The organism is Cellulomonas sp. T2.31MG-18 (genome assembly GCF_964266755.1).
In the GTDB taxonomy this organism is placed as follows: Bacteria; Actinomycetota; Actinomycetes; order Actinomycetales; family Cellulomonadaceae; genus Cellulomonas.
In genome coordinates this window covers 521,299-541,650 of the sequence record NZ_CAXWGW010000003.1, presented here as the reverse complement: position 1 = coordinate 541,650, position 20,352 = coordinate 521,299, and the positions used below count along the sequence as shown (strand labels likewise).

Genomic DNA, 20,352 nt, shown 5'->3' with positions numbered 1-20,352 from the left:
AGCCCGCAACGCCGCCCGGACGGTGTTGCGCGCCAACCCGAGCCGACGCGCGATCTCCTTGATCGGCATCCCCTCGGCCCGATGCAGCCGACGGATCTCCGCCCAATCCTCCAGTGCGATCACCCCTCCAGAGTCCCGGAGGGGTCAGCCCCAATCCGTCGTCAGAGGGTCAGTCTCAACGCGTCGTCGACAGCGCTCGGCGTGGCTGGCATCCGGTGGCTACGACGAGTCGATGCGGACCGGCTTCGAGGACTGGGACTTCTTCCTGTCGATTCTCGGTACCGATCGGCGTATTGCGATCGTCCCCGAGCCGCTCGTGGAGTACCGCACGGCCGAGGCGTCGGCGAACGTCCGGTCGATGGAGCACCGGCTCGAGCTGTACGGCCGCCTCATCGACAAGCACAGAGAGGTGTTCGCCGCGAACCTTCGCACGGCCCTCCTCGCACACGAGTCTCACGCCAGAGAGCTGCTGAACCGATGGGAGCAGCTCCTCGTGGCGGACCCGTCGATACCGGTAGGCGAGATCACCTACGGCGACGGCGGGATGGCCGCGGCGGTCCGAGTCGCGTCGGCCAGGCGGCGATGAGTGATCGCCGGCCGGCTCTTGTCGGATGGGGACACTTAGGGCTCGGTCGTCGGGCTCGGTGTCAACGGGCGGAAGTCACCGGTCGGGCCCGGAGGATGACCGCAGGTGAGAACTGCGTCCGAGGGGACGTGTCTACTCAGAAGCCCGGAAGGGCAGCCGGACCGGTGCCGTGCTCGGGATTCGGGCGCACCGAGAAGGGAAGGTTCCAGTCCTCTTGAGTCCTTCCGTCGACCTCCAGCACCCACCGGTAGCGGCCGCCCGGCTGAAGAGGCAGTGGGGGAATCAGTAGGGCTATGGGGACGTCGAGGGGCGTCCCGCTGAGCACCCCAGGTGGACGACCGACTTCGAAGTTCCCATCGAGTTGGATCGGTACGGTGCGACCGAACTCATCGACGCGTTCCACCCGCTCACCGTCTTGGCGCTCGAGCCACATGCGGATCTCATGACGCATGTTGGCTTGATCCCAGGGGACTGAGACGAGAAGCGCGACAGCCGACGGGCTCGGAACAGGCGCCGTCATGTTCCAGCCGCCACCCGAGATGTAGAGCTTGCCTTCAGCGACGGTCGCGTGATCACAGAGCAGAAGGGTGACCCTCACGCGGCACCTACGCTGACGCGACTCGAGTTGTCGGTTGCGTAGCGAGTCTGCCAGCCATTGAACGAGGCGACGGCCGGCGAGGCGCTGCCCTGGTCGGTGAGCGTCACCCCGACCCAACCCCATTCCGGTGTCACGATCCGTACCGACCGAAGCTCGGAGCCGCTCCCGGAGACTTCGCGAACGTCGACGGCCTTGTCTTGCAGGTAGAAGGGGATGCCCTCCTGCACCAACTGCCGCACTTCAGTCAGCGTGTGACCCACCGCCGTGAACCCCGCGACGTCCGGCGAGTCGGCCCACCATGAGCCATCCTCCTCGTGGTAATGCACGGTCACTGCAGCCATCGTCGTCTCCGTCACCCCAGGACTTCCCATGCCTCTTCTTCGGTCAAGCCGACGTCGCTAATGAGGATCTTACGAACGACGGACGGAGGAACTGTTGCACCGTCGTGGTACGAGAACAACAACGGAGGCCGTCCGTCCGCCTCCATCCTCCGGTGTGAGCCTCTCTGTCGCACGACCCGGTAGCCGAGCGGCTCGCGCTCCAGGGTGCGCTGGACGTCGCGCCCCTTCATCGACGGAAACCGCTCCACCCGCGGGATGATTCCACAGGGTCCCGGCCGCCACGGTACCCACTCCGAGGCTCGCGGTCCGCCCTCTGCCGGCCCCATGCGCACGCATGGCGCGATGGCGCGCGTGACGGGAAGGTGCCGTGCGGCCGACCGGATGGAGGAGCGAGCACTGGAGGCGGTATCCCGAGTTGGCGGTGATCCGCTGACCGGTTGCCGGTTGCCGGTTGCCGGTTGCCGGTTGGAGGTCGCGGGGTGCGGCCCGACGTTCACGCTGCCGAAGGATGCGTCCGAGCTGTGGGCGGTGGGTGAAGACAACGACGCCGACGGCGGCTGCGGTAGTGCACGCGGCGGTGGACCAGTCGCTGGAGTTCCTGGAGGCTTCGGTGCTCCGGGCGCGGGTCGAGAGCGGGGGTGTGGCGGTTGAAGACTCGGAGTCTGGTCGGGGCGGCGCTAGACCACTGTGACTAGCGGTCCGGAGACCCCAACCCGCACACCGATGGGGGTGGCCAAGCGGGTGCGCGCGCGGCGACGTGCTCGACCGGATCGTCGGCGCCACGGCAACCGCCCTGACGGCAGGGGCACGAGGCGATCGCGCAGACGGGGACACGGCTACCGCCGTCGACCTGAATGCCCGCATCCACGATCGCCTGCACGCCGCCGGCGTGGCACGTCACCGCCACCCACTCCACCCGCTCGCTGGATGTCACCGACACAGAGGGCGTGCCTGCCCGACCCTTGCCATCCCCGTCGCACAGCATCGAGCACCAGCGGAACTGCATCGGGCGGCGAGTCGCGGAGGCCTTGCGACCACCCTTGTAACCCGCATATGACACGCCGCTACGTTCCTGCAGGTCAGAGCGGTGCCCCGAGTGGGATTCGAACCGCCTCTGTGAGGCCGATCCGCTGGCGCTACTACCCGCACCAATATAGCCTCTGACGTGCAATAACGATCCCGGCGCGACCCCCTCTGAGGAGAACGTCGGGGCCTGCTGAGGAACCCCGTGGAAGGGAGATCTTCCACGTATCTTCCACGCGGAGGCGGTGCGCGATGGCGGGACGGAACTCGTTCGGATCGGTTGAGACCCTGCCGTCGGGCCGCCACCGAGCCCGATACTCAGTCTCTCCCGGACGCTGGAGGTCCGCTCCGACGACGTTCTCCACGAAGGCGGAGGCGCACGCGTGGCTTGCGCGAGCCCGCGTCGCGATGGAGCAGGCCGCCGCTGGGTCACCGAAGGCGGCTCAGGCGTCGCGTCCTCCGCGCCTGAGTGACTACGTCTCAGAGTGGATCGCCGAGCGCCGCAATGGTCGCGGTGAGGCGTTACGTCCATCGACACGACGCACGTACGAAAGCTACCTCCGCCTGCACATCGGCACCGCCCCGCTGGGACGGCTGCGGCTCGACGAGATCACGCCGGAGCATGTGCGCGCGTGGCACCACGGTCTGGATCCCGCCCACCCCACGGGACGTGCTCGGGTCTACGCGTTCCTGCGCACGGTGCTGGCGACGGCGGTCGCCGACGAGCTCATCGCCGTGAACCCGTGCCGCATCCGAGGTGCCGGTCAGGCCCGGGCAGTGACGCCCGTGGAGGTGCTGACTCCGCAGGAGGTCGCTGATCTGGCCGACGCAATCGGCGAGCGCTACGGCGCAGCGATCCACTTGGGCGCCTGGTGTCAAATGCGGGTAGGGGAGGTGCTGGCGCTCCGTCGGCGGGACGTCGACTTGGACGCTCGCCTCGTGCACGTGCGCCGGGGGGTCACCTGGATCGACGGCCGTGCGCAGTTTGGACCGCCCAAGACGGACGCCGGAATCCGAGACATCTCGATGCCGGCTGCGGTGGCCCAGGTGCTTGAGCGCCACCTGGCGAAGGTCGGGCCTGGCCGCGATGCCTTGCTGTTCGTCGGGCGGACTCCGGGATCGCCGCCTCCGGTGCAGACCTTCGCCGATTCCGTGAAGCGGGCGGCGCGCCGAAGCGGGCTACCGCAAACCTTCCGTTTCCACCACCTGCGACACGCCGGCCTGTCGCTGCTCGCTGAAGCAGGAGCGTCTGTCGCCGAGCTCCAGTCCCGGGCGGGCCACTCCACTCCCGCTATGGCACTGCACTACCAACACGCTCGGGCTGTTCGAGACCGCGAGCTCGCCGAAAGGCTCAGCGCCGTCATCGACCAGCGGTGAGTCCTCGAGCGCCATGATTCGAATCCTGGGGGCGGAGCCTTCTGACCTGCGGTGACGTTGATTAGTGTCAAATATGAGTCATAAGCGTCGCGCCGACGTGCTCTTGGTCACCTCCGAGATCCACGTCTCGATGGGCCGCAGGACGTGGTCGACGTCGTCCCTGCGGAGGCGGATCGACCGCCTTCCCAGACGCATCGCGGGCAGGGTGCCGTCGGCGATGAGCATGCGGATGTACCGGGTCGTCACTCGCAAGCGATCGGCGGCTTCCGCGACCGTGAGCAGCTCGTGCTCGACGCTGATCGTCATGGGTCCTCCTTCGTCGGGACGTGCGGCCGGTGCGGCAGGCGGGCGTCTGTCGACGCGTCGTGACGGCGTGAGGCCCGATCCGAGCTGAACTCGTGCCGGCCGCGGGACGTTCGACGGTCCTCCGCGGCGTGGGACTTCCCGGTGACATCGATGATGTGCGGCGGCTTCACGAGCAGGGCGCCGCGCGATCCCGGTGACACTGGGTTGTGCGGGCTGGATCGGCGCCAGGAACACCGGGGACTTCGAGGTGACACGGCCGGGGGCTCGGGTCCGGGCTGGCGCCTAGCATCGAGGCATGGTGTCGGACAAGCGTTCGAGTGGCGTTCGTGTCTCTGGGTCGGCCGTGGGTCGCCTCGTGCGAGCGGCCGCCTGGGCGGCTGTCAGGAACGACGACGCTGAGGCGATGCTGCGGGTGGCGACGGACCCCTCGGCCGACGTTGAAGCACTCGCCACCATCTGCCCGCCGATGAACGAGCTTGGCCGGCTTCCCGCGACTGTCGCGCTGGCGATCCTTGAGCATCCGCGGTGCCCGGGCGGCCTCGCGGATCGTCTCTCAAGGCATCCCGACGTCGTGGTCCGGCTGGCTGTTGTGCGCCATCGCGGCTGTGGGGCGATGGCGCAGGCGTCGCTGCTCGGGGACATCGACCCGACGGTCAGCGCGGCCGCGCGGGAGGTGTTCTCCGACTGACCGCACTCGGCCGTGACTTCCTTGGGATCCGGAGGACATTGCGGTGACATTCGGCCTCTGGGCCTGATGTCACCGCGTTGTACAGCGCCCCTGCGGAACCTCTTCCGTGTCAACGCGACACGGGGAGGCGAGCATGACCATCGAGAAGCAGGCAACGGGATGCGAGGACGGTGGCCCGATCGTCCGCACGCGCGAGTGCTTGCTCAGCGTCCTGGCGACGGTCGACAACGAGGGCTGGGACGGGGTCGCCGGCACCAGGCTGCTGGTCTTCATCCGGACGGACCTCGTCTGGCCACTGGTTGCGGGTTGGGGCCTGCGTGGCTTCGCCGCCTCCCAGGCGGAGGCGTCGGCGTGGCAGGCGGCTTGGCGCGTACTCACCACGCCGCAGCTGCGCGAGGCCGAATCGCCCTGGGGAGTGGTGTGGAAGGCGGCGAGCCGGGCGGTTCACGGCGAGGTCGCTTCTTCGCTGTTCGGCAAGTGCGAACGGCGCTCCTGGCAGCTGCTCGCCGGGCGCGACGGGGATGCTGCTGCGCAGCTGGAGAGCCTGGACAAGTGGAGCGACATGGGCCTGGACGCCGTCAGCGACGACTACCTGGCCGAGGGCGTCGACTTCACCCGGGCGCAGGTGACTGCGGCGGCTGCGCTGGCTGCCGCCGGCTGGCGGCGTGATCAGGCCGACGACATCGTGGCCACCACTATCCAGCTGCAGGCCCTGCCCAGGGATCGCCGATGCACGTTCGTCGGCTGGCGGACGATGGCTGATGATCTCGGCCTGCCGGCGTGGCAGGCGCGCCGGCTGTGCGTCGTCCTGCTCGGTACAGCCGACTGGCCGGGGTTGCTGCCCCGGCTCCTCCTGGAGGGTCCGGGCGCGCTGCGTACGCCTGGCATGGGCGCAGCGCTGCGGTCGACACGCGTTCGCCGCCACCGCTCGCCCGTTCTCGCGGCGAAGCGCGCCGGGAGTCCGGCGGCGACTTATCCACAGCGAGCGGCGGGCTGACGGGTGTCCACAGATCTGGGGCCACGGCCGTCACCGGTGTGGGGAACCGCGCACACCGGTGACATGCGATGCGCTGCTGTCAAGAATCTCGTGACCGGCCGGGTCTTGGCCTGTGACGCGACGGGGTGTCCAATGGGACAAACCGACACCGCCGCCAAGCCGGTCCGCCGCGCTTGGCAGCCGGACGGGAGCAGGTGTGCGCCGATGGGCAGTCGACACAGCACCGCAGGGGGCGCGATCGTCCTAACGGTCGCCGCTGTGCTGCTGGCCGCCTGCGCGCCTCACGCCGAGGTGCCGCGACCCACAGTGAGCGCATCGTCGCCCGCAAACTCTCGAGGGAGCTCGCCGACCGACACGGCTTCGCCGGATGCGACGACCGCACCGGAGCGAGCACCGATTCTCGCTGCCTATCGGGGCTACTGGGATGCCCAGGTAAGAGTCCTCCAGGATCCGGGTTCCTATGCCGACCTGACTGGCGGCAACTGGGCTCAGGTGCAGCAGGTCGCGGTCGACAAGGCGCTGGCGAACCTCGCGTCAACCGTGCAGCTGTACGCCAAGAACGGGATCGCGAACGTTGGAGCGCCGGTCCTCGCCCCAGTGGTGTCGAAGGTTGTCCCCGGACAGAGCGCGCAGATCGCGGACTGTGTTGACGGGACCAACTGGCAACCCGTCTACACGAGCAGCGGAAAGTCCGCAGCTGCTCCTGGTCAGGCCCCGCGCTTGGTCGTGAACTCAACCGCCCTCTTCTACGCGGGGCGCTGGGTGGTCAGCGACTCGGTGGTCGATCGGCAGTCGACGTGTTGACGCACGGCCTGCTTATCGGCCTCCTTGGCGTGGCGGTGAGCGTCTTCCCTACGTCGAGAGGCGCTGCGCCCTCAGACGTCGCCTGTCCGCCCGAGCAGCTCTTCTGCATCGTCCAGGTTGCCGTGCCGGCAACGCCCGCGGCCCCGAGTCCTGGCGCGGGAAACGTCTCGTCGGGCGCGACGCAGCGGATCTGCACGGTCGCCAGGACCGGTGAGGTCGTTCCGTGCTTCGTGGACCTGTGGGGCTGGTGGAACGACCAGGACAGCTGTTACTGGAAGCTGCTCGATCCTCAACCGGCAGACAGCGTGACCTGGGAGGGGCACTACCCGAACGGGGCGATCTGGGACGTCCTGTGCCTGCCGATCGTCCCGGGCAGTAGTGCGGGCGGGTGGGCCTGGCGGGCGTCGCCGCCGCCCGGGTATGGCGGGACGTCGGTCACGCCGGCGCAGCTCGCGCAGCAGGCGATCAGCCAGATGGTGCTGACGGGTCCACAGATCCGGCTGTCGATTCCCGCGGACAAGTTCGCCACGGTCGGGGTGCCGGTCTGGTTGTGGACGGACGTGACCCCGACCACCTGGGGACCGAACACGGCGACGGCCTCGGTACCCGGGTTGTCCGTGACGGCAACGGCGCAGGCGCGGCAGATCGTGTGGGACACCGGCGATGGTCAGTCCGAGACGTGCCGCAACCCCGGGACGGCGTACTACGCGGGTGGGGTCACCTCGCCGACGTGCCAGCACGTCTACCAGCGGTCGTCGGCCGATCAGCCGGGTCTGGCGTATCCGATCAGGGCTACCACGACGTGGGACGTGACGTGGACCGGTGGCGGGACGTCGGGGTCGTTGACGCTCACGCGGGTCTCGACGGGGCAGATCCGGGTCGGTGAGGTGCAGGTGCTCGTGACCACGAGCTGAGCGATCGGGCCGCGTGCGGCCGCCGGGGAGGGGGACCGATGACGACGACGAACGAGCGCCGAGGGCTGGACGGCCAGAAGGCCGCGGACGGGCTACGGCCGGTCAGTCTGGTCGCACCAAGGGGCCGGCGCCGTCCAGGCCTGCTGGTCGCTGGGGTGGCCATGGTGGTGCTGGGCGCGCTGGCGGCGATCTGGCTGGTGTCCGCCTCGGGGCACCGGGTGCCCGTGGTGATGGTGGCCAAGGACGTGACCTATGGCTCCGTGGTGACGGGCGAGGACCTGACGACGACGTCGGTCGCGGTAGATCCGTCGGTTGCCGTGATGCCGGCCGGGCAGGTGAGCTCACTGGTGGGGCGACGGGCGACCGTGGCGCTGCGTGCCGGTGCCCTGCTGACCCGTGCCGATGTCACGTCCGCCGGTGTGGTCGGACCCGATCAGGTGCTGGTCCCGCTGCCGCTGGCTGCTGGCCGGGTTCCTGCCAGTGGCTTGTCGGCTGGTGATCGGTTGCTCGTGGTGGATGCCCCGGCAGCGGGTGCCGATCCTCCGCCGGCGACTCCGCGTTCGTTCCCGGCTCAGGTCGTGCGGGTGGGGTCAGCCGACGTGAACGGCACGGTCGTCGTCGACGTGGTCGCCTCGGCGGCCGATGGGCCGGCGTTGGCGACCCGGGCGGCGACCGGTCGGTTCGTGATCGTGGTGCTGCCGGCGGTGACTCCGTGAGCGTCATCGCGCTGACGTCCGCCCATGGTGCTCCGGGGGTCACGACGAGCGCGTTCGCACTGACGTCGGTCTGGCCGCAGGTGCGTCCGGGGCGGCGGGTGCTACTGATCGATGCCGACCCGGCGGGGTCGGGGCTGATGACCGGACCCTTGCGGGCGGGGATTCCCGACGGCTTGGGCATCTCGGTGCTGGCCGCGGTGCGCGCCCCACTGTCGGTGGAGCAGCTGATCGGCTGCTGCGTGGCGCTGGACCCGGCCGCGGCACGAATGGTGCTGCCGGGAGTCAGCGACCCGCGGCAAGCCCGGCCGCTGGGGCCCACGTGGGTGGCGCTTGTCGATGTGGCGCGGGGCCTGTCGGCGTCCGGAGTCGATGTCCTGGTTGATGTGGGGCGGCTGGGGCATCAGTGGGAGCCGACGGTGTGGCTGACGGCGGCGGACCTGCTGGCGGTCGTCGTCCGCGGTGACCTGGCCACGGTGCTGCCGGCGACGGCCGCGGTCCGCGCCCTGACCGCGAACCGCCCTGCCGGTTCCGCCGTGGTGGGGGTGGTGGTTGACCCCGGCCCGTACACATCCGCCGAGATCGCTACCGCGCTCGGCGTCCGGGAGGTCCTGACACTCCCAAGCGACGTCCGCACGGCGCGAGCGTTGATGGAGGGCGGTACCGGCGGGTGGATCGACCGGTCGGCGCTGCTGCGCTCAGCACGGTCGGTGGTGCAACGGGCGGCCGAGCTGGTGCCCGACGTCGAACCGGTGGTGGCACGGTGACCGGCCTCGACGAGCGCCCCGCGCACCTCTTCGGACCCGCCGCGTCGGCTGTCCCGACGGCGATCCCCGCGCTGACGGCCGGTGAACCCGTCCTGCCGGTCGCGGACCCGGCGCTCGTGCGGCAGGTGCGCGCGGTCGTGGCCGAGCGCCTGGCGGAGCGCTTGCAGACCCAGCCGGTCCACGCGCCGGACGCCCGTCGGGAGCTGGCCCGCTCGCTGGTCGCCGCCGAGCTGTCCGAACGCGGCCGCGAGCGGGTGCGCCGGGGCGAGGAACCGTGGCCGATCGAGGTGGAGCTGGGCACCGGGCGCGCGGTGATGGCGGCGCTGTTCGGGTTGGGCCGGCTGCAGCCGCTGATCGACGACCCGGACGTGGAGAACATCGAGGTCGACGGCTACGACCAGGTCTGGGTCTCCTACGCCGACGGGCCCGACGTGCGCCACCCACCGATCGCGGACTCTGACGCCGAGCTGATCGAGATGCTGCAGCTGCTGGCCGCACGCACCGCAGGAGCGGAGCGGACGTTCACCTCGGCGCACCCCGCGTTGCACCTGCGCCTGGAGGACGGGTCCCGGTTGGCGGCGGTGGCGTGGACGACGCCAAAGCCGCACGTGGTGATCCGCCGGCACCGGGTCCGCGACATCGACCTGGACGACCTCATCGCGCTCGGCACCCTCGACAGCGTCCTGGCAGGGTTCTTGCGGGCGGCGGTGCTCGCGGGCAAGAACATCGTCGTGACCGGGCTGCAGAACGCGGGCAAGACGACGTTGATCCGGGCGTTGGCCAACGAGTTCGACCCGATGGAACGGTTCGCGACCATCGAGAAGGAGTACGAGCTGCACCTGCACGACCTGCCCGACCGGCACCCCCGGGTCGTCGCCCTCGAAGCCCGCGAAGGGTCCGCCGAGCACGACACCACCGGACGCCGGGCCGGTGAAGTGAGCCTGTCAGACCTCGTCGTGGACGCCCTGCGGTTGAACCTGCGCCGGATCATCGTCGGGGAGGTCCGCGGACCTGAGGTGCTGCCGATGCTCGAGGCGATGTCGACCGGGGACGGGTCGCTGTGCACGCTGCACGCCCGCACCGCGGCGCACGCGATCGACCGGATCGTCACCTTGTGCCTGTCGGCCGGGGTGCACATGACCGACACGTTCGCCTACCGGCTCCTGGCCGGATCGGTGGACCTGCTCGTGCACATCGAGCTGCTCACCGAGCACGGCCACCGGCACCGGTACGTCTCCCAGGTGCTGGAGGTCAACGGCCTGGGGGAGACCCACCGACCCGCCACCACCGCCGTGTTCGGACCCGGTCCGGACGGCCGGGCCGTGCCCCTGCATCGGCCGGAGTTCTTGCCGGACCTGGTGCGGGCGGGCTTCGACGAGCGACTGCTGGACCACCGCGACGGCACCTGGCCCACGCCCATGGGCGGTGAACGATGAGCACCCTGCTCGCCGCCGCCGCCGGAGCCGTGCTCGTCGCCGGCGTCCTGGTCGCGGCCGCCGGCCTGCGCCGCACTGAACCCGCTCCGCCGAAGCCGCGCCGGCGCCGGCGACCGACAGCCGCCGGCTGGTGGGCCCGGTGGCGGTCGCTGGTCGCCGGCGGAGCCGGCCTGACGGTGTGGGCGGTGACCCGCTGGCCGGTGGCCGGGTTGATCGCCGCCGCGGTGCTGGCCGGGCTGCCGTACCTGCTCGGGTCGGCCAAGGTCGCCGCGAGGGCGATCGACCGGGTCGAGGCGATCGAGGAGTGGACCCGCCGCCTGGCCGACGTCCTGGCCACCGGCGTCGGGCTGGAGCAGGCACTGACCGCCTCCGCAGCATCGTGCCCACCGCCACTGCGCACCGAGGTAGGCGCCCTGGTCGCACGGCTGGCCGCCCGATGGCCGACCGAACAGGCCCTGCGGGCCTTCGCCGACGACCTGGACGACGCCGCGGGCGACTTCGTCGTCGCCTCGCTGCTGCTCGCGTCCCGACGCCGCGGCCCGGGCCTGGCGGGGGTGCTCACCGCGGTTGCCGGCTCGGTCGGCGACGAGGTCGCCTCCCGCCGCAAGGTCGAAGCCGAACGCGCCAAGCCCCGCTCCACCGCCCGGCTCGTCACGCTGATCACCCTGGGCGTCGCCGCCGTGCTCACGCTCAACGGCACGTACCTGGCCCCCTACGGCGACACCTTGGGCCAGCTGGTCCTGGCCGCGATCGCCGGCGCGTTCACCGGCTGCTTGCTGTGGATGCGGGCGCTGACCCTGACGCCGCCGGCATCGAGGTTCCTCACGACCACCGGTGGGGGTGGGCGATGACCCCGATATGGCTGACCTTGCTGACCGGGGCACTGGTCGGCGCCGGACTCGTCGTGATCCTCGCAGGGCTGGCACCGGCCCGCCCCGACCTGGCCGACGCCGTGCACCGGCTGCTGCCGACCGACGCCGAAGCCCGCATACCAGCGGCCGATCCACCGCAGGGCCGTCTGGGCCGGCTGAAGGCGCAGACCCTGCCCCGGGCGGCGCAGGCCCTGGGCTTGGCCCGGTTCGCAATGGACCTCCGCACCGTCCAGCTGCGCCCCGAAGACCTCGCCGCCAAGAAGATCGGCTACACCTTGGTCGGCCTGGCCTTCCCGCCCGTCATGAGCGCGGTCCTGCTGCTGACCGGGATCCGGCTGCCGTTCGCCGTCCCGGCCGCGGCCGGGCTGGTGCTGGCCGGGGTGTTCTTCTTCCTGCCCGACCTGGCGCTGCGGCAGGACGCCGCAAAGGCCCGGGCCGGCCTGCGGGCGGCGACGTGCGTGTTCCTAGAGCTGGTGGCGATGGAGCGCCTGGCCGACGCCGGACCCACCGAGGCCCTCGATCGGGCCGCCGCGATCGGCGGGTCAGCGCAGTTCACCCGCATCGGCGACGCGCTCCTGCGCGCCGAGCTGGCCGGCCAACCCTCCTGGACCGGGCTCTCCGACCTGGCCGCCGAGACCGGGGTGAGCGAGCTGGCCGACACCGCCGACATCATGCGGCTGGCCGGCCGGGACGGCGCCGCGGTCTACACGACCCTGCGCGCCCGCGCCGCGTCCCTACGAACCCAGCTGCTCGCCTCGGCCACGGCCCACGCGAACGCCGCCTCCGAGCACATGGTCGTACCCGTCTCCCTGCTCGGCCTGTGCTTCATGGCCCTGCTCGGCTACCCCGCCCTGATGCGCATCCTGCTGACCTGAACGGAGAAGACGATGCCCACCCTGCTCACGCTGACCTACCTGCAGGCCCTGCTCACCACCGCCCGTGCGACCGCCCGCCGGCGCGTGGACAGCGACGTGGGTGCCACCACGTTGGAGCTTGTGATCATCGTGCTCGGCCTGATCCTGGTCGCCGGGCTCCTGGTCGCGGCCATCACCGCCGCCGTCCAGCGGCGCGTCAACCAGATCAACTGATGACCACCTCACGCCGGCACCCGAGCACCGCCCGTGACCGCGGGTCGGTGAGCCTGGAGCTGGCCATCGTGTTCCCCGCGCTGCTGCTCATCGTCACCGCGCTGATCCAGTACGCCCTGTGGTTCCACGCCCGCTCGCTGGCACTGGCCGCGGCACAGCAGGGCGTCAGCGTCGCCCGCGCCTACCACTCCACCCCGGCCGCAGGACGGGGAAGTGCGCTGGCCTTCATCGCCGACCACGGCGCCGATACCCTCCTCAACCCGGACGCCACCGCCAGCAACCCCGCCACCGGGCAGGTGCAAGTCATCGTCACCGGACGGTCGGTCTCCGTGCTGCCCGGCCTGGCTGGGATCGTGGTATCCCAGTCGGCGGCCGGCCCGCTCGAGCGGTTCACGACGGCAGGTGCACCATGAGGCCCGCGCGGTTCGGTCACGACGAGCGCGGGTCGGTCAGCCTCGAGCTGGCCATCCTCGCCCCCGCCCTGCTGCTCCTGCTCGGGGTCCTGGTGCTGGCCGGCCGCGTGGAGACCTCGTCGGCTGCCGTCGAGCAGGCCGCACGCGCCGCCGCCCGCGACGCCTCACTAGTCCGCACCCCAGACGCCGCCCGCGCCACCGCCACGCCAGCCGCCCAGCGAGAACTGGCCGCATCGCACTGCGCCGCGACCCAGATCAGCGTGGACACGACGGGATTCGCCGCCCCAGTCGGCACGGACGCGGCGATCAGCGTCGAGGTGGTGTGCACCGTGTCGATGGCTGATCTGGCGATCCCCGGCCTACCCGGCACCCGCACCATCACCGGGCACGCAACCTCACCGCTCGACCGGTACCGATCCCGATGACCGCCCGGTCCGCGCGGTGGCGCACCGACCCTGAACGGGGATCGGTGACCGTGTTCTTCGCGATCAGTGCCCTCGGGCTGCTGGTCCTGCTCGGCCTGGTCGCCGACGGCGGCGCCAAGCTGCGCGCCACCCAGCAGGCCACCGCCACCGCTGCCGAAGCCGCCCGAGCCGGCGGCCAAGCCCTCGACACCGCCGCCGCCACCGCCGGAATCACCGGCCACGTCGACCGCACGCAAGCCGTCCAAGCCGCCGAGCACTACCTCACCGCAGCCGGAGTCACCGGCACCGTCGAGGTCTCCGCCGACCGCACCCGCCTGAGCGTCACCGTCACCCGCACCACACCCACTGCATTCCTCTCGCTCATCGGCATCGACCAGATGACCGTCACCGCGCACGCCCAAGCCGTCCTCGTCGGAGCCATCACCGGAGGTGGCACATGACCACAGCCCGCACCCGCCCCACCCGCGCAGATCTCGCCCGAGGGCTCGGCGCGGCCGTGGCGCTGCTCGGCTTCGTCGCCGGCGTCCCGGCCGCCTTGGTCGCCCTCGCGCCGGTCTACCTGCCCGACCAGGTCCCGACGTGGGGGCAGCTGTGGGACCGGGTCATGTCACCGGACGACGGGTCCCTCCTCTTGGCCGTGCTCGGCGCCGTCGCCTGGATCGCCTGGGCCGCGTTCACCGGCTCGGTCCTCATCGAGCTCGCCGCCTCCGCGCGACGCGTGCACGCGCCGCGGGTCCCGATGCTGAGTGGTCTGCAGCGCACCGCGACGCGCCTGGTCGCCACCGCAAGCCTCCTGGTCGCCACGGCGAGCGCAATCACCACACCGGCCAGCCCCGCCGCCGCCAGCACGCTGGTCGCCACCCTCACCCCAGTTGCGCCCGCAGACACCGCGCCAGTCGCCGCACCGGCCGCACCGACAACGACGCCCGCGCCCGCCGCCACGGCACCGCCTGCAGCGCTGCCGTCGATCACAGTCCACCGCGGAGACACGCTGTGGGACCTGGCTGAGCGCCACCTCGGCGACCCCCTGCGCTACACGGAGATCCGGGAACTGAATACCGGCCGGACCCAGCCCGACGGTGCGCAGCTACGCGACGCGGACTTCATCAAGCCGGGCTGGACGCTCCTGCTCCCCGCCGACGCCACGGACCTCCCGCCCGTGGTGCGGACCGTCGCCTCCGCTGCTGGGGGTGCGTCCGTCGTCGTGAAGCCGGGAGACACCCTCTGGAGCATCGCCGCCAACTACCTCGGCGACGGCCACCGCTATTCCGAGATCTCCACCCTCAACGCCGGGATCACCCAGGCCGACGGAGGTCACCTCTCCGACGCCGACGTCCTGCGACCAGGCTGGGTCCTACGTCTGCCGACCGCTGCATCGGTGCCCGAAACCCCGCAGCAGCAGCCGAAGGCCGAGTCAGGAGTAGGGCCAGTCCTTTCCCCATCGCCGGCGCCCTCGCCCGCAACGACGGCCAAGCCCGCCCCGACACCAGCCCGGACGCCCTCACCAGCCCCCGTCATGACGAACGGCGCGGCGCAGAAGCCTGCAACCGGCACGTCCTCCGCCCCTGCGCTTGAGGACGAGCGTCGAGCGGCGAGCACCTGGTTCCTCGGCCTGGCAGCCCTCGGCGCCGCCGGTATCGTGGGCGAGATCGCCCGCCGCCGACATCTGCAACAACGAGCCCGGCGCGTGGGGGAGACCATCCCCATGCCCGAGCCCACCTCAGCTGCAGCCTCCGCCGAACGCGCCCTGCGCACCGCCGCCACCCCCGTCAGCATCGACGCGATCCGCACTACCTTGCACAACGTCGCGTGCCGCTGCTTCGACGCCGGCCGCCAACTCCCGCGAGTGGCAGCACTCCTCCTCGACGAACACCACCTGACCCTGCTGCTTCTTGAGGACTTGCCCGACGCGGTAGCGCCGTTTACCGCGACGAACCCGCGCGCCTGGGTCGCACCGACGGCCGACGTAGCTACCGAGGAACCCATCGACGACCCCGCACAGGGCACTCCGTACCCGCTGCTCGTCACCCTTGGCCACACGGACGACGCGACCCTCATCCTGAACCTCGAGGCAGCCGGAACACTGACTCTCGTCGGTGACGACACCGCCGCCGGCGAGGCGCTGCGCGCACTGGTCATGGAGGCGGCCACCTCCGACCTGGCCAGCCAGCTCGCCCTTCACACCGACGAAATGCTCGCGGACCTTACCGACGCCTTCGAAGACTTCCGGCTGCGCGTCACCGACGAACGCGACGACCGCTTCGGATGGGCCGAGTCGGTCGCCGGCCTGCTTGCCAGGCGGGGCCTCGCCGACGTCCTGCAGGCACGCGCACACCGCGAGATGGACGACCTCTGGCTGCCGATCGTCTTCATCGAAGCGAGCCTGACCGCACCCCCGAGCCCACCATGGAGCGGCGTGGTCACCCTGACCCGTCAAGACGTAGACGATGCCTGGAACATCCGAGTCGACCCTGCGGGACGTGCCAGGCTCGAGCCGCTCGACATCAGCTTCCGACCCCAGCGGATGACCCAGGAACAGACCGACCACCTGCGTGACCTGCTCATCACCTCCCTGCCACCCGAACCACACCCCGCCAACGGAGCTCTGGCGACCCGCGCGCAGGAGGACGTCGCGGCGCTACGCACAGCCCACCCCGTTGTCAGCGAGCCAAACCCCACGGCGGCGGGTTGCAGACTCAACCTCTTGGGCCCGATCCAAGTGGAGGGCACTGGTGGGCGACCGCTCACCGCCCGGACCGTCGAGCTGCTCGTGTACCTAGCCCTCCACGGCCCCGCCTCAGGCCCCGATCTCGACGAGATGATCTGGAAGGGCGAACGAGGGAACGCCAACACCCGCAACGTCTTCATCCGTAGGGCGCGAGAACGGCTCGGCGACGACGTGCTGCCCCCGGTAGGTATCGACGGGCTCTTCCGACTCGGGGAGGGTATCGAGACGGACTGGGACAGCTTCCAGCGCCTCGTCGCGCAAGGCGTGGCGCTCGACGGGGAGCAGCGCCTAGATAAACTCGCCGCCGCGATGACATTGGTACGCGACCGTCCGTTTAGGGGGATATCACCGGGGGCTTACGTCTGGGCCGACCATGACATTCAGACAATGATCAGTGTCATCGCCGACGCGGCCGGGCTCCTCGCGCGGATTCACCTCGAAGCGAAACGATATCGAGACGCGCTCACAGTCGCGACCCTCGGAATGCTGTGCGAGCCGTGTTCCGAGGAGCTACAGGCGATTGCCCTCACAGCCACCGAGGCAAGTTCAGGGCCAGGCGCGGCCGGGGAACTTCGGCGCCGGTTCACTGAGTTCATGGTGAGACTCGACCCTGAATTGACCTGATATTGGCTTGACGCTCGGGATCCGTTCAATCGAAGTTCTGTTGGTCGACCCTGCCGCCGTCTTCGCCTGATGTCGAACGTGATCGCACGCGAACCTAACAACAAGCGGGGGCCCGGACCCTAGCCAGATCGGCCGAGGCCTGGCATCCTCTCGGCATGACTAGCGTGCCAAGGGTTCCGGAGCGCGTCGCACCGTCAAGCGTCCTGGCACAGCGGATCGCCGTCGATTTGCATGTGATCGCGCCACCGCCGCTCGACATTCTCGGCCTCACTGAAGCGAGAATGCGGGCGTTTGAGTGGCAGCACCAAAGGAGTTTCGCCGTAGTCAACGACATGCACGGTGCTCTAAGTGGCCAAGCGGGCGCCCGCTGGGTGCTTGAGACGCACGGCATCTTCGGCGTGGTCGCCGAGCAGGTGCTCGTGGCAATCGAGGCGGAGGTCGAGAAGGCTATATGCCAGTCGGCGCTGGACGGGCTACCCAACGACCCTAGCGTTTCGGACGACAGTCGACCTGCCCGCAGGGCCCACTACTTGCGCAGCCTCAGGTTCTTTGCTGAAGGTCAGGCGAACGCACTCGTGGTGGGACTGCACGGACTTGGGAACCTGGTGCTTCGTTCGCTGGAGTTCGCCCGCCCGTTGGATGCAAAAGAACTTCGACAGTTTGGCATCGTCAAGCCGAATGACTTCGCTCCTGGCTCGTCGATACCCAAAGCTTGGATCTCTCTCGATCTTGAGAAGATGTCGGCGATAGCGGCCGTCGCGGCAGACCGCGGAGGCTCTGCAATCGCGCTCGCGGAGGCTATTGAAGCCATAAGGAGAGACCCCGATGTGGTGTCCTTGTTCCTGCTACGCAACGCTCAGTATCACCGCTGGCGTGGCGAATCGCCCGGTGTGACCGGCATTGCCCTGGGCATGCCAACCGTAACGCAAAGATTAGCCGCCGCTGGCGTGGTGTCGTTTGGCCACGAGCTGCTACCTCCTTACGAGGAGGGAGACGTCACGGTGGCGGACTTGGCTCGACAGTCGCGAGCCGCACTCGATGCGCTAGTTCGCCGCATGGAATCATTCCACCGCGCCTGGTGGGATCTCTTCGCTGACGCGTTTCATCTAGAGACGGCGAAGGAGGGATCCTGAGTTCGGTCAGGCCAGGCCCTATCGCGGGCTACACCGTCGTTCGGCAACTCTCTTGCGCCGTGAGCTTGGCGCCCGATCAAGTCGGCAAGCGCGCCGTGTCGCCCACCGCCCCGGTTGATCCTGAGCCCGCAACGAGATGCGACATCGCTGAACGGCGCTGATGAGGATGCCCGGGCAGGACCCGCTGCGCGCCGGGCCAGCAAGCCACGCGCGAGCAATGAGGACTCGTGCTAGATGACGCCAGGCTGGGCGGCGCTACCCCACTAAGGTGAACGCTATGGCCCATGTTGATCCTGCGAAGATGCGCGAAGAGCTTCAGCAGCAACGTCGTAAGGTCGACTTCGACACCTATGACATCACCGTGGACGAGCTTGTTCGCCGTGTGGCCCGCGGTCGGATAGAGATCTCGCCTGCCTATCAACGTCAGTTCCGTTGGGGGGCGGAGCGTCAGTCCAGGCTCATCGAGTCCATCATCCTCGGCATCCCAGTTCCACCGCTCTTCATGGCGACGAATGTCGAGCCTGGAGAAGGGCAGAATTGGGAGGTTGTCGACGGTCTACAGCGTCTGCTCTCGATGACGAACTTCCTCGGCGACTCCGGGACGCGGGAAGTGGCCCGACTAGATGACGGCCCTCTACGGCTTCGCCAACTCGATATTCTGAGGTCCTTCGATGGCTTAGGTGCGGACGAACTTCCGACTGACATTCGCGACGGTCTCCTCGATCGACCTGTGAAAGTGATTGTACTCAACGACAAGAGTGACGTTCAGGTACGGTTCGATCTCTTCGAGCGTCTCAATACCGGAGGCGTCCGGTTGACAGATCAGGAGGTGCGTGAGGCAGTCTTTGCCGGACCCTTCATGGACCTCTTGACCGAGTTGGCTGACAGTAGGAAGTTCCGGTCCGTTGTGAATCTGCAGGTCGGCAAGCAGAGAGATGGCACCCCCCAAGAGTTTGTGCTTCGATTCTTCGCTTTTCACGAACGCTATAGGCTATTTGACCACTCCGTTAAGGACTTCCTGAACGACTACTGTGCGGATGCGGATGAGCACCATAGCGTGGAAGAGCGGCGCGGGTTGTTCGAGCAAACATTCACCTTCCTAGAGGCTCTGTTCCCAGCGGGCATCCACCGTGGCCCGAGGTCGATTACGCCGGTGAACGTGTTTGAGGCCGTAGCTGTCGGAGCCGCGCTCGCGCTCGAGTCGCGAGGTCTTGCGGGCGGCAGCCAGGATGTCGGCTGGATCGAGTCCGAAGAATTTCGGAGACTGACCACCGGGGCGACTAACGACAAGAAGCGCGTGGTGGGCCGCGTCGAGTTCGCACGCGATCGGTTTATTGCAGGCAGATGATAAGCGTCCAGATCCACGTCGCCGATCTTGATGAGCGAATCGCGACCGCCATGCGTCTGATCGACGCGACCCACCCTGATCTTGGTTCGGGCGTGTCCCGCGAGGCCAGGGGACTTGCGGTGCTACTGCTCTTTGCTTCCTACGAGAACTTGCTAACTGGCCTGACCCGGACCCTGTTGGAGGGGGCCGTGCGGTGCGGGGTGAGCAACCGACGACTACGGCCTGGGTTTCGGATGTTCGCGATCGATAGCGCCGTGCAGTCTCTGCGAAACGTCTCCGAGAAGAAGGTATTTGTTAGCGCGCTCCCGGACCTAATCCGGGCGGCGGGAGCATCCGACCGACCAGGGTCGATCAACACTAACGGCTTCCCAAACGACGGTTCGTATTTCCGCAGATCGCAGATCGTTGTCTGGTGCCGAACGTTCGGGGTTCCTAACCCTGAGGTGTCGCTATCGAAGATCTGGCCGCAGATCGATTCCGTTGTCAACGACCGAAATGGTATCGCGCACGGCCGGCTGACCCCCGAAGCTGTCGGGCGCAACTATACTGAATTAGAGATTCGGTCGTTAATTTCTGATTGGCGCGACGCCTGGACGGGTTTTCTCGCTAGAGTTGAGGGATTGGCGGCAACCCGTGACTTCTTTCGTATCACGAGATGAATTGGCCTCGGTAAGTCTCCCGTGTGCACCGGCGGTTGTCCGGCGCGCGAACGCCGACGGTCGCCTGTTCCCGACTGCGTCACCGGGCGGGTGAGGAGACTCGCCTTGACGCTGAGCGTCGCGTGTTGCAGCAGCGAGCGCACTCCCGCTAGTAGAGGCTCCCTGCGGGTGGGTGCCCTGGACTGGCATGGGGTGCGCCATGAAGTCGTCCGTGAAGCTACTGCTCCTGGTTCCTGCCGCTGACCCCGGGATCACGCCCAACGACAGCGGTCTCCCGGGACTGGCGGTGTTGCGTCAGATCGTCGGGGCGCTCCTGACCTGGGGCCTCGTTGCGTGTGTCGCTGGCTTGGTGATCTCGGTGATCACGTGGGCGGTTGCCCGCCAGCAGGGCAACTACGGGTACGCCTCCGGCGCGAAGACGGGCGTGCTGGTGTCGGCGGGTGGTGCACTGCTGATCGGTGGGGCGAACGCGATCGTGGCGTTCTTCTCCGCCATGGGTGGGCGGATCTGAC

Annotated in this window: 25 protein-coding genes; 20 read left to right on the top strand and 5 right to left on the bottom strand. The window is 69.1% G+C overall.

What is annotated here, in order from left to right; all coding sequences use genetic code 11:
• On the bottom strand, positions 1 to 123 hold a 123-nt coding region (locus ACFQTY_RS14715; protein ID WP_378101839.1), incomplete at its 3' end, for a helix-turn-helix domain-containing protein.
• 109 nt (positions 124 to 232) lie between these two features.
• Between ACFQTY_RS14715 and ACFQTY_RS14710 the strand changes: the two genes are divergently transcribed.
• Entirely contained in the window at positions 233 to 586 is a 354-nt protein-coding gene (locus tag ACFQTY_RS14710; protein WP_378101772.1) for a hypothetical protein, read from the top strand.
• Positions 587 to 722: 136 nt separating this feature from the next.
• Here ACFQTY_RS14710 and ACFQTY_RS14705 read toward each other — a convergent pair whose 3' ends face one another.
• Genes ACFQTY_RS14705 through ACFQTY_RS14695 form a run of 3 tightly spaced genes read right to left on the bottom strand, consistent with a single transcriptional unit; the run spans position 723 to position 1,755 of the window.
• Complete coding sequence (locus ACFQTY_RS14705) at positions 723 to 1,184, bottom strand: DUF6941 family protein (protein WP_378101770.1); 462 nt, start codon at positions 1,182 to 1,184, stop codon at positions 723 to 725.
• Positions 1,181 to 1,525 (bottom strand): type II toxin-antitoxin system HicB family antitoxin, encoded by a 345-nt coding sequence (locus tag ACFQTY_RS14700; RefSeq protein ID WP_378101768.1) that lies wholly within the window; start codon positions 1,523 to 1,525, stop codon positions 1,181 to 1,183. Before ACFQTY_RS14700 ends, ACFQTY_RS14705 begins: the two co-directional genes overlap by 4 nt.
• Before the next feature lie 11 nt (positions 1,526 to 1,536).
• The gene (locus ACFQTY_RS14695) at positions 1,537 to 1,755 is read right to left on the bottom strand and encodes a type II toxin-antitoxin system HicA family toxin (protein WP_378101836.1); all 219 of its coding nucleotides are present in this window, start codon (positions 1,753 to 1,755) and stop codon (positions 1,537 to 1,539) included.
• A 1,201-nt stretch (positions 1,756 to 2,956) separates the two neighbouring features.
• Here ACFQTY_RS14695 and ACFQTY_RS14690 point away from each other — a divergent pair.
• Positions 2,957 to 3,925 carry a tyrosine-type recombinase/integrase gene (locus ACFQTY_RS14690; RefSeq protein ID WP_378101765.1) on the top strand — a complete coding sequence of 323 codons (969 nt, stop codon included), beginning with the start codon at positions 2,957 to 2,959 and terminating at the stop codon, positions 3,923 to 3,925.
• A gap of 78 nt (positions 3,926 to 4,003) precedes the next feature.
• Here the strand turns inward: ACFQTY_RS14690 and ACFQTY_RS14685 are convergent, their stop codons facing one another.
• Positions 4,004 to 4,231: an excisionase family DNA-binding protein gene (locus tag ACFQTY_RS14685; RefSeq protein ID WP_378101763.1), complete on the bottom strand. Its 228-nt coding sequence runs from the start codon at positions 4,229 to 4,231 to the stop codon at positions 4,004 to 4,006.
• A gap of 295 nt (positions 4,232 to 4,526) precedes the next feature.
• On the opposite strand from ACFQTY_RS14685, the gene ACFQTY_RS14680 reads away from it, so the two are divergent.
• The 18 genes from ACFQTY_RS14680 (at position 4,527) to ACFQTY_RS14595 (ending at position 20,351) form a co-directional block, all read left to right on the top strand.
• Positions 4,527 to 4,919: a hypothetical protein gene (locus ACFQTY_RS14680; RefSeq protein ID WP_378101760.1), complete on the top strand. Its 393-nt coding sequence runs from the start codon at positions 4,527 to 4,529 to the stop codon at positions 4,917 to 4,919.
• Between the two features lie 133 nt (positions 4,920 to 5,052).
• A complete protein-coding gene (locus ACFQTY_RS14675; RefSeq protein WP_378101758.1) occupies positions 5,053 to 5,916 on the top strand; it encodes a hypothetical protein in 864 nt (287 codons plus the stop codon).
• 258 nt (positions 5,917 to 6,174) lie between these two features.
• The gene (locus tag ACFQTY_RS14670; protein WP_378101756.1) at positions 6,175 to 6,720 is read left to right on the top strand and encodes a hypothetical protein; all 546 of its coding nucleotides are present in this window, start codon (positions 6,175 to 6,177) and stop codon (positions 6,718 to 6,720) included.
• 230 nt (positions 6,721 to 6,950) lie between these two features.
• The gene (locus ACFQTY_RS14665) at positions 6,951 to 7,634 is read left to right on the top strand and encodes a hypothetical protein (protein ID WP_378101754.1); all 684 of its coding nucleotides are present in this window, start codon (positions 6,951 to 6,953) and stop codon (positions 7,632 to 7,634) included.
• A 38-nt stretch (positions 7,635 to 7,672) separates the two neighbouring features.
• Positions 7,673 to 8,350: an SAF domain-containing protein gene (locus tag ACFQTY_RS14660; RefSeq protein WP_378101751.1), complete on the top strand. Its 678-nt coding sequence runs from the start codon at positions 7,673 to 7,675 to the stop codon at positions 8,348 to 8,350.
• Positions 8,347 to 9,114, top strand: a complete 768-nt coding sequence (locus ACFQTY_RS14655) for a hypothetical protein (protein ID WP_378101748.1) — start codon at positions 8,347 to 8,349, stop codon at positions 9,112 to 9,114. Before ACFQTY_RS14660 ends, ACFQTY_RS14655 begins: the two co-directional genes overlap by 4 nt.
• The gene (locus ACFQTY_RS14650; protein WP_378101745.1) at positions 9,111 to 10,550 is read left to right on the top strand and encodes a CpaF family protein; all 1,440 of its coding nucleotides are present in this window, start codon (positions 9,111 to 9,113) and stop codon (positions 10,548 to 10,550) included. Before ACFQTY_RS14655 ends, ACFQTY_RS14650 begins: the two co-directional genes overlap by 4 nt.
• A complete protein-coding gene (locus ACFQTY_RS14645; protein ID WP_378101742.1) occupies positions 10,547 to 11,401 on the top strand; it encodes a type II secretion system F family protein in 855 nt (284 codons plus the stop codon). Before ACFQTY_RS14650 ends, ACFQTY_RS14645 begins: the two co-directional genes overlap by 4 nt.
• Positions 11,398 to 12,297, top strand: coding sequence for a type II secretion system F family protein (locus ACFQTY_RS14640; protein ID WP_378101739.1), 900 nt, complete (start codon positions 11,398 to 11,400; stop codon positions 12,295 to 12,297). The genes ACFQTY_RS14645 and ACFQTY_RS14640 overlap by 4 nt, the downstream gene beginning before the upstream one ends.
• Positions 12,298 to 12,309: 12 nt before the next feature.
• Positions 12,310 to 12,510, top strand: coding sequence for a hypothetical protein (locus tag ACFQTY_RS14635; RefSeq protein WP_378101736.1), 201 nt, complete (start codon positions 12,310 to 12,312; stop codon positions 12,508 to 12,510).
• Complete coding sequence (locus ACFQTY_RS14630; protein WP_378101733.1) at positions 12,510 to 12,923, top strand: TadE/TadG family type IV pilus assembly protein; 414 nt, start codon at positions 12,510 to 12,512, stop codon at positions 12,921 to 12,923. Before ACFQTY_RS14635 ends, ACFQTY_RS14630 begins: the two co-directional genes overlap by 1 nt.
• A complete protein-coding gene (locus tag ACFQTY_RS14625) occupies positions 12,920 to 13,348 on the top strand; it encodes a TadE/TadG family type IV pilus assembly protein (protein WP_378101731.1) in 429 nt (142 codons plus the stop codon). Before ACFQTY_RS14630 ends, ACFQTY_RS14625 begins: the two co-directional genes overlap by 4 nt.
• A gap of 44 nt (positions 13,349 to 13,392) precedes the next feature.
• Entirely contained in the window at positions 13,393 to 13,788 is a 396-nt protein-coding gene (locus ACFQTY_RS14620; protein WP_378101729.1) for a pilus assembly protein TadG-related protein, read from the top strand.
• Positions 13,785 to 16,700 carry a LysM peptidoglycan-binding domain-containing protein gene (locus ACFQTY_RS14615; RefSeq protein WP_378101726.1) on the top strand — a complete coding sequence of 972 codons (2,916 nt, stop codon included), beginning with the start codon at positions 13,785 to 13,787 and terminating at the stop codon, positions 16,698 to 16,700. The genes ACFQTY_RS14620 and ACFQTY_RS14615 overlap by 4 nt, the downstream gene beginning before the upstream one ends.
• Positions 16,701 to 16,855: 155 nt before the next feature.
• Positions 16,856 to 17,833, top strand: a complete 978-nt coding sequence (locus ACFQTY_RS14610) for a hypothetical protein (RefSeq protein WP_378101724.1) — start codon at positions 16,856 to 16,858, stop codon at positions 17,831 to 17,833.
• 277 nt (positions 17,834 to 18,110) lie between these two features.
• A complete protein-coding gene (locus ACFQTY_RS14605) occupies positions 18,111 to 19,181 on the top strand; it encodes a DUF262 domain-containing protein (protein ID WP_378101722.1) in 1,071 nt (356 codons plus the stop codon).
• Entirely contained in the window at positions 19,178 to 19,840 is a 663-nt protein-coding gene (locus ACFQTY_RS14600) for a hypothetical protein (protein WP_378101719.1), read from the top strand. Before ACFQTY_RS14605 ends, ACFQTY_RS14600 begins: the two co-directional genes overlap by 4 nt.
• A 187-nt stretch (positions 19,841 to 20,027) precedes the next feature.
• A complete protein-coding gene (locus ACFQTY_RS14595; RefSeq protein WP_378101718.1) occupies positions 20,028 to 20,351 on the top strand; it encodes a DUF6112 family protein in 324 nt (107 codons plus the stop codon).
• Position 20,352 lies beyond the last annotated feature (1 nt).

What these genes read in the sequence shown, in the direction of transcription:
- ACFQTY_RS14710 (WP_378101772.1), top strand. Translation starts at nt 233, where the DNA reads ATGCGGACCGGCTTCGAGGACTGGGACTTCTTCCTGTCGATTCTCGGT.
- ACFQTY_RS14700 (WP_378101768.1), bottom strand. Translation starts at nt 1,525, where the DNA reads ATGGCTGCAGTGACCGTGCATTACCACGAGGAGGATGGCTCATGGTGG.
- ACFQTY_RS14695 (WP_378101836.1), bottom strand. Translation starts at nt 1,755, where the DNA reads ATGAAGGGGCGCGACGTCCAGCGCACCCTGGAGCGCGAGCCGCTCGGC.
- ACFQTY_RS14690 (WP_378101765.1), top strand. Translation starts at nt 2,957, where the DNA reads ATGGAGCAGGCCGCCGCTGGGTCACCGAAGGCGGCTCAGGCGTCGCGT.
- ACFQTY_RS14685 (WP_378101763.1), bottom strand. Translation starts at nt 4,231, where the DNA reads ATGACGATCAGCGTCGAGCACGAGCTGCTCACGGTCGCGGAAGCCGCC.
- ACFQTY_RS14680 (WP_378101760.1), top strand. Translation starts at nt 4,527, where the DNA reads ATGGTGTCGGACAAGCGTTCGAGTGGCGTTCGTGTCTCTGGGTCGGCC.
- ACFQTY_RS14675 (WP_378101758.1), top strand. Translation starts at nt 5,053, where the DNA reads ATGACCATCGAGAAGCAGGCAACGGGATGCGAGGACGGTGGCCCGATC.
- ACFQTY_RS14660 (WP_378101751.1), top strand. Translation starts at nt 7,673, where the DNA reads ATGACGACGACGAACGAGCGCCGAGGGCTGGACGGCCAGAAGGCCGCG.
- ACFQTY_RS14645 (WP_378101742.1), top strand. Translation starts at nt 10,547, where the DNA reads ATGAGCACCCTGCTCGCCGCCGCCGCCGGAGCCGTGCTCGTCGCCGGC.
- ACFQTY_RS14640 (WP_378101739.1), top strand. Translation starts at nt 11,398, where the DNA reads ATGACCCCGATATGGCTGACCTTGCTGACCGGGGCACTGGTCGGCGCC.
- ACFQTY_RS14635 (WP_378101736.1), top strand. Translation starts at nt 12,310, where the DNA reads ATGCCCACCCTGCTCACGCTGACCTACCTGCAGGCCCTGCTCACCACC.
- ACFQTY_RS14630 (WP_378101733.1), top strand. Translation starts at nt 12,510, where the DNA reads ATGACCACCTCACGCCGGCACCCGAGCACCGCCCGTGACCGCGGGTCG.
- ACFQTY_RS14625 (WP_378101731.1), top strand. Translation starts at nt 12,920, where the DNA reads ATGAGGCCCGCGCGGTTCGGTCACGACGAGCGCGGGTCGGTCAGCCTC.
- ACFQTY_RS14615 (WP_378101726.1), top strand. Translation starts at nt 13,785, where the DNA reads ATGACCACAGCCCGCACCCGCCCCACCCGCGCAGATCTCGCCCGAGGG.
- ACFQTY_RS14610 (WP_378101724.1), top strand. Translation starts at nt 16,856, where the DNA reads ATGACTAGCGTGCCAAGGGTTCCGGAGCGCGTCGCACCGTCAAGCGTC.
- ACFQTY_RS14605 (WP_378101722.1), top strand. Translation starts at nt 18,111, where the DNA reads ATGGCCCATGTTGATCCTGCGAAGATGCGCGAAGAGCTTCAGCAGCAA.
- ACFQTY_RS14600 (WP_378101719.1), top strand. Translation starts at nt 19,178, where the DNA reads ATGATAAGCGTCCAGATCCACGTCGCCGATCTTGATGAGCGAATCGCG.
- ACFQTY_RS14595 (WP_378101718.1), top strand. Translation starts at nt 20,028, where the DNA reads ATGGGGTGCGCCATGAAGTCGTCCGTGAAGCTACTGCTCCTGGTTCCT.